Here is a 12,234-nt window from a genome sequence, read left to right on the forward strand (position 1 = left end):
GCTTGCTTGGGAGATTAACAGATGTTGACGGACATAACGGGTAGCAATGCCACTCTGGGTTCGATCAATCGGCCAGAGCCACGCGCTCCCCAGGCACCCACCCCTGCACGACAGGAACCAACACCCCAGGAGCGCCAGACGCCTTCCCCCGACGTGCAGGTCAACACGACGCTCGACCGGCGCACCAGCGCTGAGCGATCTCTGGTACAGGAAGCCTCTAACCTGGCCATTTCCCAGCAAAGCCGGGGTGAAGTGGTCGACCAGCTGCGCACTGAACGGGATCTGATCGCCGAGGGCGGCAGTACCGAGCTGACCGAAGGGCGCGAACAACTCAGTGCTCAGGCAGCAGACGCCTTGCAGGAGATACGCGAACGCGCCCTGAGTGAGCCCTTTGGCGAGGGCATCGACGACCTGGGGCCGTTGCCTGACAACTCTTTTTTCATCCGGGATCGGGGTGAGACCCTGAGCAATCTGGATGGGACCATTTCTGCTCTGGAGCGCTTCTCCGAAGCTGAGTCCTCCCAGTTGGATCAATTACAGCAAACGTTCAATGCCAGTCAGGATGAGAGACTGAGCCCGGACAATACCGCCATCGAATCGGCCGATGAAGCCGAAACCGCCGTCATTGCCGTTCAGCAACAGCTGGCAGCTGAAAACATCACCGATGCGAATGGTCTGACCAGCATTGAAGCCAGCACGGTACTCGATGCCCTGCAAAGCGACCAGTCACCCGGTTTATGACGCTTGGTTACGACTGAGCACTGACGGGTCCTCCACTTAAGGCGGCTGATGGTTCAGCCGCTTTTTGGTTGCGCCGACATATTAAATTGCAGGTAGAGATTGATCTGATTGGCGACCAGTTGCAGTTCTTCAAACTGGCGTTCAGTGAGCGCATCGCCGTCGTTGTCCGCATAAATCACCCCCACCAGCCGGTCCGGCGACTGTACCGGCACCATCATCCCGTCGACTGTACCGAGCAAGCGCCGCATCACTCCGTCAGTGGGTGCTTTGCGAGTGTACCAGCGGGGTTCGGGGGCTTTTAGAAACACCGCCAGGGTTTCCTCCTGATGCAGAGTGCTCAGATCCAGTTTCAGGACTTCACGCCAGCGGGCTACGTCGTCTCCGGCGACGATGACCGGCTCGAGCCGATGATCCCGTGCTGAACTCAACCACAGGGCCACCCGGCCAAACCCGGCGCCGCGATGCAGTGCATGGACCGCCAACTGCAATAAGCGAGGCAAGGGTTCAACATCCATGATGCAACGGCTGATGCGGTTCAGAAAACGCTGCATGTCGTGGTCGGTCGGTTGCACCGCTGTGGTATCACCCTCGATCACGTCACGTTGCGGCAGAGCTTGCAACAGCCGCTCCGCACCATAAGTCGCAGCGACCGATGATGCCTCCTCGGCCATCAGCAAGATGTGTTCGCGCACGTCGGTACTGCTGCGATCCTGAAACTCACTGATGCGTTGAATAACCTTGCGCATGTCCGGGTGATCGATACCCAGATGAATCGTCTGGCTAATCTCATCCCCAAACTGAACCGACCGCACCCAGGGGTCGGCACTGTGGCGGTCATCACTGGCTTTTAATACCAGATCACCCAGCCCCCACTCCTGAATCAGTGCCCGGTTGAGGGTTTTGACACCTACACCCAGATGCTCCAGTGCCAGGCTGTGTGCCTCGCCCGGGCTCAGATCCCGGGCGGCCATAAAGGTGTCGACTTCGGGCCGCCCGGTCGCGAGCAAGGCCAGGTCGCCCAGGCGCAGCAACAACGCCGCAATGAAGACTTCTTCGTGATCGTCGCCTTTCAATTGCTGGGCGATAGCCCGGGCCTGAACCGCGGCGTGAAAGGAGCGAGCCAGATTATTGATCAGCCGGTCGCGGGGTTTGCCGTCGAGAAAGCCGTCGATCAGGGTGGTGGCCAGCGCTATGTTCTTCAGATCCATATAACCGATCTGCACAATGGCTCGCGAGACGGTTTTGATTGGGCTGAAACTGCGGTTGTAGTGCACCGAATTGGCCACTTTCAGCACCTGGGAGGTGAGGTCTGCATCGCGCAACACGATCTGGGTGAATTCGTCGGCGCTGCTGTCATCGTCATCGCTCAGTTCGCAAATCGCCTTGACCACTGAGTTCAGCGATGGCAAATCCAGCTTTGCAATCACCTTCAACCAGGCTTTAAGTCCCCGGACATCGTTCATGGCAGGCCCTTTTATCGTTGTTATAGTGGCGTCAATGGCCTCCCTGCCTGTGCGGCAATGGTGACATTGCCGATACACTCTGGTTACCCTGCAGTATAGCGTGCTTAACGCGTTACCCTGTTAGCATCGGTGTCTGTCGGTTCGGCGTTGATATAGTCGTCGGGGTTCATCACTTCATCGTACATCGGGACCAACCGGGCCAGCAGATCATTCTGGGCACCGGTCGCCACGCCAGCTTCGTCCATCGCGGCCACAAGGTCTGTCACCAGGGCATTGAAATGGCTGTCGTTCAAATCCATTCCTGCATGCACCTGAGCCATGCTGTCGCCGGTATAGTCACAGGGGCCATCACTGACCTGGCACAGTTGTTCGATCAGTTTTTCACGAAAGCGGCTGATGTTGGTCGCGGCGAAAAATGGCAGCAGAGTGTCGTTGCCACCGATTTCGTAGAGCAGGTTATCGACAATGGTGGTGATGCCTTCCTGCTCGCCCAGGCGTTCATATAGCGTCGGTTGGGTAGGTGTTGTGCTGCAGGCGGCCAGCAGCCAGATCAGGGCGATGATCGTTAACAGTCGCATGGATTGAATCACCTTCAGTTATTGATTTGAACGGACAAATACCAGCCTGTCTGGTCATCCCAGAGGGCCACTTTGCCTAGATCGGTGTAGGCACCGACAACCGTGACCTGCTTACTGGGAAACCAGGCAACAAAGGCATCGCGCCAGTCTGATTCGCCCAGATTGAGCCGGTCCGGCTTTTGCCGATACTCGACGCCGACAGCCCAGTTGGCGTTAAGGAAAACGCCTGCGCTGGCTTCGGCCATCCATTGCGTGTCGGTGCCGCTTCCGTCTCCAAACCCTAAAAACCCCGTCTCATTCGCATCGGTATAGCGAAAGGTTCCGTTCAGCAGTAGATTCCGTTCAAAGAGTGCGTGCAGGTACAACTTGCTGACCGAGAGGTACCAGTCGGTGCCGCTGTCACTGTTGGCGCCCAGTACATTGCCAGCTGCCGGATTCAGGTTAACCTTGTGCTGCATACCCAGGCTGACCTGTGGCCAGGGTTCATAGATCAGGTCGCCCCAGAGCCGGGCTTTGGCGCCATACACATGTTGTTCGATCACGCCGTCAAGCGGGCTGCTCAGCACCGCCGCCAAGTTATCCACCTGCAAGGTCTGCTGCGCGAAACTGACTTCAAACCGGTTGTTGATCCCGGCATGCACGGCCGCCGTGCCGAGTTGGAAGTCGGGCAGGCCAACGCGCGTCACGCTGGCGGCCGCACCCCATTCCCTTTCGCTGCCATAGCCACCGATGATGGCCCAGGGCACCAGGCCACCACCGGCTGCACCTTCGATCTGGGTAGCACCTGAAGTGGCGAGAATCTTACTGCCGGCCCAGGCCGGGTTGAACACAAGCCCGGTCAGTACAACGAGTAACATCAGAGTTCGACTCAGATACCGGTTAACCATAGTTCAACTCCAATTTGGACTCCTTGAACGCCGCCAGCCAGGGTTTCAGGTCTGACACCGCCATCGGCTTGCTCAGGTAATAGCCCTGAATGGCATCACACCCCATCTGTTCCAGCAAAGTCAGGGCGGCGAGGTTTTCAACACCTTCGGCGATGACCGTCAGACCCAGATGATGCGCCATTTCAATGGTCGCCCGTACGATGTTCTGGTCATCCTGGTCTTCATCGAGTTGCAGCACAAAGGATTTGTCGATCTTGAGTTCGTGTATCGGCATGGTTTTCAGTTGCGCCAGCGATGAATAGCCAGTGCCAAAGTCATCCATCGCCAGGTCAAAGCCCGCATCAAACAGCCGCTTGAGGTGAGACAGCGCCAGTTCGGTATCCGTTACCATGGCACTTTCTGTTATTTCCAGCATCAAGTGTTTACGCTCAAAACCGGCATGCGCCGTTCGCTCGATCACCCGGTCGATAAAGTTTCTGTTCAGAATGTCCCGGGCGGACAGATTGATGCTGACCCCCATATCAAAGCCTTCGCTACGCCAGGCTGTCATCTGAGCAATGGCTTCGGTAACCACCCATTCGGTGATTTGGGTGATGTCGCCGGACTGTTCGGCCAGGGGTATGAATTCATCCGGGAACATGCGACCCAATTGCTCGTCGTGCCAGCGCAACAGCGCCTCTGCGGAATGAATGCGCCGGTTTCGAAGGTCGTATTGCGGCTGAAATAGCAGTTCGAAGCCACCGTGTTCAATGGCGTGCTGCAGCCGGTTGGTCACGGTCAACTGGCGCAGGTGGGATTCATCGCGCCCGCTTTGATATCGCTCAAGGCTCTGACCATGCAACCGGGCATCGCTGACCGCAATGTTGGCGCGGCGCAAGGCGTCTTCAAAGTTCTGTGCGTGCTCCGGGCACATTACCAGTCCCATGCGGACATCGAGCACGACGTCGATGTCGAGATGTCCAATAGCCCGGTCAAACACAGCGAGATAATCGGCCAGCGCCTGGTCGCACGCCTCTGTCGTTACCGCGTCAGCCAGCACCAGAAACTCGTTGGGACCCACCCGCCCGGCTACATCGCCCGGCCGTAACTGTTGCACCAGCCGTTCCGCGGCCAATCGGACGATCTCGTCAGTAAAGGCCAACCCATACACATCGCTCAGCGCGCTGACGTTCTCAAGCCGTATCAGTACGACGGCCAGCCGATTTTGCGGATCGTCCTGCGGCTTTTCGGCAAAGCGCTGCGCCATCTGCTCAAGGTTGGGCAGCCCGGTTTTCAGATCGTGTTGCGCCTGATAGAAAATATGCCGCTCACGCTGCTGAATGTCGTTCTGCATGGTGTTAAGGGTTTGCCCGAGCACACCAAACTCGTTGGTGTTTTTTAACGATACGCCCTGTTGATAGTCCCCACGGGCAATGCGCCGCGCGGCCGCTACCAGGGTATCAATCGGTCGGGTAATGCCACGGGCAATAAACAGGGTGACCACGGCAGCGGCCACCAGTGCTGCCAGGGCAATCAGCAGCATTTGGGTGCGCAACCGGGTGTTGGCCGCAACGGCATCGGCCAGCGACACCGTCAGTAACGCGCCCAAATGCACCGGTGGCTGATCAAGCAGGGTCGCGTACCGGCTAAGCAGGCCCTGCTCGAGAAGCTCTTGCGAGGCCTGAGCAAGCACCTCCTCGTATGGCCCCAATAAATTAACGTTCGCTAAAGGCTGGGTAGGCAGTGTACTCAGGGTCTGCAGGTCCGAGTCATTGCCGGACTCCCTCTCCCGGTATATCAGCGTTACGTTGGCACTGGTAATGTCCCGAAAGCGATTCAGCAAATCGCTGTCGAGCAGGAAACCCATACCAACCCAGGCAACCCGTTGCGGGGCATCTACCGGTACCATCACCATTTGATAGGGCTGGTGTTCACTCAGTGTCAGCAATGAAAACGCAGTGGCCTGGTTGCCAAGGCCAGAGCGCACCCGATCCAGATCGGCACCGATATCATGGGTGCTGATCAGCACCTCGCCCTCTGGTGACATCAGCATAATCAAATCAGCGCCGATGCGATCGCCGTGATTGGCCAGCACGCTGATGATGGTGTCTTCTTCATTGGTAGCGATGGCCTGGCGGAAGCCAAAATCTTCTGCCAACAGGGTGGTCCGGTCAGTCAACTCCCGGCTGTTTTCATCGAGCAGGGTTTGAAACACGCGCTCGGCTACGGCCAACTCGCGCAGAGCGTTGGTCCGGGTATTGGCATCGGTTGCCCGCAGGGCAGACAGGGTTGTCGCGGTCAGCGTAACGGCCAGTACGGCTGTGAAAATCAGCAGTAGCCGGGTACGGAAACTAATCGTCATTGGTCTTATATTGCTGCAGTCGGTTACGCAGGCTGCCGGCAGCGGGTTCGGGCTCCGCCTGGCGCTGGGTCATTGGCAGTTCAATGCGCAACAGGTCTCCCTGGTTGTCGAGCCCGGCTATCGGCAACGCCAGGGTCTCTTCAAGATCCGGGTGCCAGAGCACCAGCTCGGCCGATTCGGGGGCGGTGAAGGTTGGTAGCGTCAGGCCGCCGTCGGCGTCGGTCACGCCATAAACCTGACCGTCAGTGACGTAAATGTAACCGAGCATGGCATCGTGAATGTTACAGCCAATCACCACCAGCCCTGACTGGTCAAATTCGACCGGTGGTGCTTCGTTGCCACGAAACAATTGCAGTTCAAACGTTTTGGCGGGCGAAAAAGAATAGACATGGTGGCGAGTTTCGTCGCTGTTGGGAAACTGGACCCGGGTACCCGTGCTGATGGCAATAACCTTGGGGCTGAAACTCAGGTCGACCTGGTCCATCACGGCGACATCGGGGCCTTCCTGTGCGGCTGACGTTTGCGACTGCTCAACACGGGCTACGACATCACTGACCGGTTGGCCAGCCTGATCCACAAGCTGCAACGGAGGCAGTGTGACCGCCGTAGCAGGGGTTGCCGACACACTCAAAATAACCGCCAGAAAACCGAAGGAAAGCCACTCTCGCTGTAACCCTGATAGAAGACAAGGACGAAAGTTAACCAGAAAGTTAGACACCCTCTGCATAAAAAACCGGCACTGCCGGAAGCACCAACGACGCAATAGAGACAAGCACTGCATGATGCACAGCCGTTTATTTACCATGGACCTTCACTATAGTCGACCCGGTCACGGTTTGGCGACTCAAACACCCTGTTTCCGTTGCTTTTTACAGTGCCGTACCGGGTTTATGGCAAATTCCGGGGTGTTAGCGAAGCCGTGTCCAGTTCAGTCCCTCTGTAGCCGGTATGATGCGATAGGCCGCCGCGCGGTCATTGCCTTCCAGAATAGACAGTTGTCCATCACAGATCACCGCTGCGGCGCAGTCTGTCAGGGCAAGAGCCTCCACGGGGTTGGCCAGCAAATCCTGTATCAGTGGCAATGCGCGTTGCTCGCTGTCGAGGTGCGGGCACAGCATACCAGACACTAATCCCAGGCCTTCGACACGGGTAAAAGTCCAGTCGCCGTGGGTATCAAAGCGGTTGGAATCACTGAACCCCAGGTCAAACCAGCAAAGAGCCCCAGCGCTCAGGCCACACAATACTTTGCCATTTGCCTCGGCCTCAATTAACAGGCGGTCCACTCCGTGTGCCCGCCACTGAGTCATCATGGTGCGGGTGTCACCGCCGCCCACATAAATCAGATCGGCCCAGTCAATCAGGTCGGCAATGGCATCAGCGGTGGGCTGTCGGCTCAGGCACAAAGCCCGGGTATCGCACCCCAGCAACAGCCCATAGATCTGATCAAACGTCTCGATATAGCCGGGCGCGTCGCCACTGGCGGTAGGAATAAAAAGAGCACGGGGCTGGGCTTTCTGGGTTTGCTTGACGATAAACTGATCGAGCAGCAGGGTCTCCTGATCTTTCAGTTCGCCGCCGCCAATAGCAATGATGGGCATAGTTGATCCTTCAATTCCGGGTGCTTTGACACAGGGTCTGTTCCTCAGGCTCCCTTTATACCCATGAACCGGCGATTGGATCAAGGCTAACGGTGTAAGACCACCTTTTGCATCGTCCGCCCACGAATCTCGATCGACTCACGGTACTGGCGCGGTGTCATGCCTTTGATTTTTAGAAAGTGACGGTTGAAATTGGCCACATTGGCGAAACCGGCGTCAAAACAGATATCGGTGATGGGGCGATCGGTGACTTCCAGATGCTCACAGGCGCGGCTGATCCGCAACCGGGTCAGGAAATCGATGTAGCGGTAACCGGTCGCTTTCTTGAACCAGCGCGAAAAAAACGTCGGCGCCAGACCCAGCACACCGGCGACCTCCTCCAGGCTCAGCTCTCGGGTGCAATTGTGGATGATGTAACTGACCACAGTGTTTACCCGCCCTTCCATCAGCGAATCCGATTCTTCTTCGAAAGACCGGCTCGACAGGGGCCAGTAGTCTTGTGTCTGGGCCAGTTCCGACATGATGTTCAAAAATGACAGTACCCTTGCCGGGCCTTTCAATCCTGCGACACTGGCAAACTCGTCCACTACCCGGGCGCTGGCCTCTTTTGAAAACTCGATGCCATAGCGGGAATCGGCCAACATGGTTTGCAGCGATTTCATCTCGGGCAATACCTGTATCAGCGCCTGTATGCGCTCATCGGAAAAGTTGATTACCCGGTCGCGAATGCCTGTTTGAAAATCACCCAGCGAGACCCAGTTGTGCGGCAAATAGGGGCCACACAAAAACACCGAGCCCGGGGTAAAGGGCCCTACGTAATCACCGATAAAGGCGTTGCCGTGGGTGGTCTGAATCAGGTGCAGTTCATACTCGTTGTGGTAATGCCAGCGCACCAGCGAACTGTCGGCACCATGGGCCAGGTACCGAAAGCTGTTCTGGGCTTCATAGACGGCTTCATATTCCGGTTTGATTGCGCTCATACAGTTCCTCCACTGGCCTGTACAGGATAGCCTTCGACCGGTCAATAGTCACCCCACAGCTACCCCTGCAACAGCAGCTTCAGATGCGCGTATGCTCCCCGGGCCCGAATACCGGCAAGATGGCTTGCAACCTCATCCAGGAACCGGGTATCACGAACGTCGGGGTGTTCGCCAAACAGGGCATCGACTTTGAGCAACGACAGTCGATCTGCCGCACTGGCGTGCAACTGCTCCCGGCTCAGGTTAAATTCAATGATCGGCATCGATTCACCGGCATCATTAACACCATCCAGATACTTCAGAAAGCTGGCAAACAGCAGGCTCAAACGTCGGGTATCACCACCTGCTTCGATCACATCAGTGAGCACCGGCATCAGGTAATTTTTAAGCTTTGTATAACCGTCTGAACAGATACGCTGTTGCTGGTCGGCAATGGTCGAATTGCCGAACCGCGCTATCAATTGCCCCTGATAATCATCCAGCGGCATATCTTGAATCGGTGTCAGCGTCGGGGCCGCATCGAGGGCCATATAGTCTTTCACCAACTGCCGTATGGCCGGGTCTTTGATCGCCATATCTACCCGGGTATAGCCCGCCAGATACCCAATGAACCCCATCATCAGGTGGCTGCCGTTCAACAACCGCAGCTTTGCGGTTTCATAGGGCGATACATCAGCCGTGAATTGCACGCCAACGGTTTCCAGTGCAGGGCGACCGGCCTTGAAATCATCTTCGATCACCCACTGAATGAATGTCTCAGCGCCCACCGCACAAGGGTCGACAACACCGTGGCGTTGCAACACGGCCTGTTGGTCCGACTCACCCGGTGCCGGTGTAATGCGGTCGACCATTGAATTGGGAAAAGACACATGAGTTTGCACCCACAAGCCCAGTGACGGGTCAGCATGCTCCAGAAAACCCAGCAGCGCTTTGCGAAAGACATCGCCATTGTGCGGCACGTTATCGCAGGAAAGCAGTGTCACAGCGCCACCGGCCCCCAGTTTGGAACGGGCTTCCAGCGCCTGCCACAAATAGCCATAAATGGTTTTTGGCTGCACTCGGTTGCCGAGGTCGTGCTGAACATCGGGGTGATCGTGGAAGAAACGGTGTTTCTCGAAGTCGTATAAATAGCCACCCTCCGTGATGGTGGTGCTGATGATGCGTACGCTCGGCCGGGCAAGTAAATCAACAGCCCGCTGCGGATCTTCCGGCGCAAACAGAACGTCAACCAGTGACCCGATTACCCGATCCCGGGTCTGGTCGTCATCTTTTTCTGTCAGGGTGTACAACCCTTTTTGGCGGGCCAGTGTTTCGAGAAAAGGTTTGTCTTCCGGGCGAATGCCAATGCCGCAAATGCCCCAATGCAAATCACCGCTACCAGCCATCAAATCATCGAGGTAGCGAGCCTGATGCGCACGATGAAAACCACCGACACCGATATGGGCAATACCCACTTCAACGTCACTGCGATTAAATGCGGGCCAGTGCAGTGCCTGCGGGCAACTGCCTGCCGTTATATCCACGATAGCCTGGACATTCAATTCCGACACAAAAAACTCCTCAATCACCTGGCACTGAAACGCCGCGGTTTACCAAATTCTAAAAAAGACGGAGCCCGAAGGCTCCGTTAACGACGACCCACACTACTTAACAGCACCAAAGGTCAAACCACGAACCAATTGTTTCTGGCTGATCCAGCCAAACACCAGAATGGGCGCTACCGCCAGCGTTGAGGCTGCCGACAATTTCGCCCAGAACAGTCCTTCAGGGCTGGAATAAGAAGCGATCAGCGCCGTCAGCGGCGCTGCCTGCGAGGCGGTCAGATTCAGAGACCAGAACGCCTCGTTCCAGCTCAGAATCAGCGACAGCAAAAAGGTGGAAGACAGACCGCCCATGGTGATGGGGATCAATACGTGCCGGATCTCCTGCCACAGGCTGGCGCCGTCCATCCGGCAAGCTTCAAGAATGTCTTTGGGCACGTCCTTGAAGTAGGTGTATATCATCCAGACAACGATGGGCAGGTTGATCAGGGTGTAGATGATGACCAGGCCCGTGCGGGTATCGAGCAAAGACATATCCCGCGCCAGCAGGTAAATGGGCACAAGTACGCCTACCGGTGGCAGCATCTTTGTCGACAACATCCACAGCAGTACGCCCTGGGTACGTTTTGTCGGGAAAAAAGCCATCGAATAGGCGGCCGGTATACCAATGAGCATGGCCAGAATGGACGACGCAAAACTGACCACTACCGAGTTCCAGGCGTAACGAACGTAGTCGCTGCGTTCGAACACCACAAAATAGTTCTCCAGCGTTGGCCAGAAAAACAAGCTTGGCGGCGAGGAAAACGCATTCAGCTCCGTCTTAAAGCTGGTCAGAATCATCCAGAAGATCGGAAAGAACAGCAGGGCCGCAACCAACCAGGAGACAATGGTCACTAGCGTCAGTTTGACGACTTTCTCAGTATGTAACTTCATCTCAATCTCCTATTCCCCGGCCAACGACTTGCCGACGACGCGGATTAAAAAGAACGCCACAATGTTGGCCAGTACCACCGCAACAATACCGCCCGCAGACGCCATACCCACGTCATACTGAAGCAACGCCTGGGAATAGATCAGATAGGCCAGGTTGGTCGTCTGAGTACCCGGCCCTCCACCCGTTGTGGTGAAAATCTCGGCAAATATCGATAACAGGAAAATGGTTTCAATCATCACCACCACGGCCAGGGGTCGTGCCAGATGCGGCAAGGTGATGTGCCTGAAAATAGCGATGGGTCCGGCACCGTCCATACGGGCCGCTTCCAACTGTTCCTGATCGAGCGACTGCATGGCCGTCATCAGAATAAGAATGGCGAAGGGCAGCCACTGCCAGGACACAATGATAATGATCGACAGCATGGGCACATCGGTAAACCAGTCGATCGGTGTCAGACCAACACTCTTGGACAGAAACGCAAAGAAACCACTGACGGGATTCATCAGCAGGTTTTTCCACACCAAAGCATTCACGGTTGGCATGATGAAAAAGGGCGAAATCAATAAAATGCGCACCAGGCTTCTGCCTGGAAATGGGCTGTCGATCAGTACGGCAATCAGCGTACCCAACACAACAGTAATCAACAGTGTTGAGCCAACCAATACCAGGGTATTCGACATCCCCGCGAAGAAACTCGGGTCGGTGAAGAAGAATATGTAATTCTCAAAGCCAACAAAGTTGCGCAAACCCGGGATCGTCAGATTGAAATTGACGGTCGAGTAATACAGTGTCATTGCCAGTGGCACAGTCATCCATGCCAACAAGAGCAGAACCGAGGGTGCAACCAGAAAACGTGCCGCTCGGGCATTTCTAGAGAGCTGAGACATGACTAGCCCGGATATTTCACCAAACTGGGTATTCGGATAGCAAAACGGCTTTGGGAAGTTGATAATAAGGTTGCGACACCATTTATTTTCAACCACCAAAGCCGTAACGGAATGCTACCACATGACTTTGTCCCTTTCTCCTCTAAAACGCCGTAAGGTTGAAGTCGACTTTACCGGTGGTGATCTAACGTCAGACGCCGGACTGGTGCTCTTTCGCGAAGTCGACAAAAAGCTCGGCCTGTCACGCCAACTGGATAAGGTCTTGGACGATCCTCGTTGTACCG

At 56.1% G+C, this 12,234-nt stretch carries 12 protein-coding genes; 2 read left to right on the forward strand and 10 right to left on the reverse strand.

Annotated elements, in window-relative coordinates:
- Positions 1–21 precede the first annotated feature (21 nt).
- A complete protein-coding gene (locus G565_RS0116230; RefSeq protein WP_157600116.1) occupies positions 22–741 on the forward strand; it encodes a hypothetical protein in 720 nt (239 codons plus the stop codon).
- A 53-nt stretch (positions 742–794) separates the two neighbouring features.
- Here G565_RS0116230 and G565_RS26135 read toward each other — a convergent pair whose 3' ends face one another.
- The 10 genes from G565_RS26135 to G565_RS0116280 form a co-directional block, all read right to left on the reverse strand.
- Positions 795–2,204: an HDOD domain-containing protein gene (locus G565_RS26135; RefSeq protein WP_051208100.1), complete on the reverse strand. Its 1,410-nt coding sequence runs from the start codon at positions 2,202–2,204 to the stop codon at positions 795–797.
- A gap of 104 nt (positions 2,205–2,308) precedes the next feature.
- Positions 2,309–2,782, reverse strand: a complete 474-nt coding sequence (locus tag G565_RS24520; RefSeq protein WP_084649428.1) for a group I truncated hemoglobin — start codon at positions 2,780–2,782, stop codon at positions 2,309–2,311.
- Positions 2,783–2,796: 14 nt separating this feature from the next.
- Positions 2,797–3,669, reverse strand: coding sequence for a DUF3034 family protein (locus tag G565_RS0116245; RefSeq protein WP_245584202.1), 873 nt, complete (start codon positions 3,667–3,669; stop codon positions 2,797–2,799).
- Complete coding sequence (locus tag G565_RS0116250) at positions 3,662–6,010, reverse strand: putative bifunctional diguanylate cyclase/phosphodiesterase (protein ID WP_028671836.1); 2,349 nt, start codon at positions 6,008–6,010, stop codon at positions 3,662–3,664. The genes G565_RS0116245 and G565_RS0116250 overlap by 8 nt, the downstream gene beginning before the upstream one ends.
- On the reverse strand, positions 6,000–6,635 hold the full coding sequence (locus G565_RS24525; protein WP_157600117.1) for a methylamine utilization protein: 636 nt from the start codon (positions 6,633–6,635) through the stop codon (positions 6,000–6,002). Before G565_RS24525 ends, G565_RS0116250 begins: the two co-directional genes overlap by 11 nt.
- A gap of 283 nt (positions 6,636–6,918) precedes the next feature.
- Positions 6,919–7,608 carry a Type 1 glutamine amidotransferase-like domain-containing protein gene (locus G565_RS0116260; protein ID WP_037339818.1) on the reverse strand — a complete coding sequence of 230 codons (690 nt, stop codon included), beginning with the start codon at positions 7,606–7,608 and terminating at the stop codon, positions 6,919–6,921.
- Positions 7,609–7,694: 86 nt separating this feature from the next.
- Positions 7,695–8,588 (reverse strand): helix-turn-helix domain-containing protein, encoded by an 894-nt coding sequence (locus tag G565_RS0116265; RefSeq protein ID WP_028671838.1) that lies wholly within the window; start codon positions 8,586–8,588, stop codon positions 7,695–7,697.
- 59 nt (positions 8,589–8,647) lie between these two features.
- Positions 8,648–10,138: a mannitol dehydrogenase family protein gene (locus G565_RS24530; protein ID WP_051208107.1), complete on the reverse strand. Its 1,491-nt coding sequence runs from the start codon at positions 10,136–10,138 to the stop codon at positions 8,648–8,650.
- A gap of 93 nt (positions 10,139–10,231) precedes the next feature.
- The gene (locus tag G565_RS0116275) at positions 10,232–11,062 is read right to left on the reverse strand and encodes a carbohydrate ABC transporter permease (protein WP_028671839.1); all 831 of its coding nucleotides are present in this window, start codon (positions 11,060–11,062) and stop codon (positions 10,232–10,234) included.
- A gap of 9 nt (positions 11,063–11,071) precedes the next feature.
- Positions 11,072–11,950 (reverse strand): carbohydrate ABC transporter permease, encoded by an 879-nt coding sequence (locus G565_RS0116280; RefSeq protein ID WP_028671840.1) that lies wholly within the window; start codon positions 11,948–11,950, stop codon positions 11,072–11,074.
- A 121-nt stretch (positions 11,951–12,071) separates the two neighbouring features.
- Between G565_RS0116280 and G565_RS26450 the strand changes: the two genes are divergently transcribed.
- Positions 12,072–12,234: transposase (locus G565_RS26450; RefSeq protein ID WP_211227198.1), on the forward strand; the 163-nt coding region annotated here is incomplete at its 3' end.

Source organism: Saccharospirillum impatiens DSM 12546 (genome assembly GCF_000423605.1).
GTDB lineage: Bacteria > Pseudomonadota > Gammaproteobacteria > Pseudomonadales > Natronospirillaceae > Saccharospirillum > Saccharospirillum impatiens.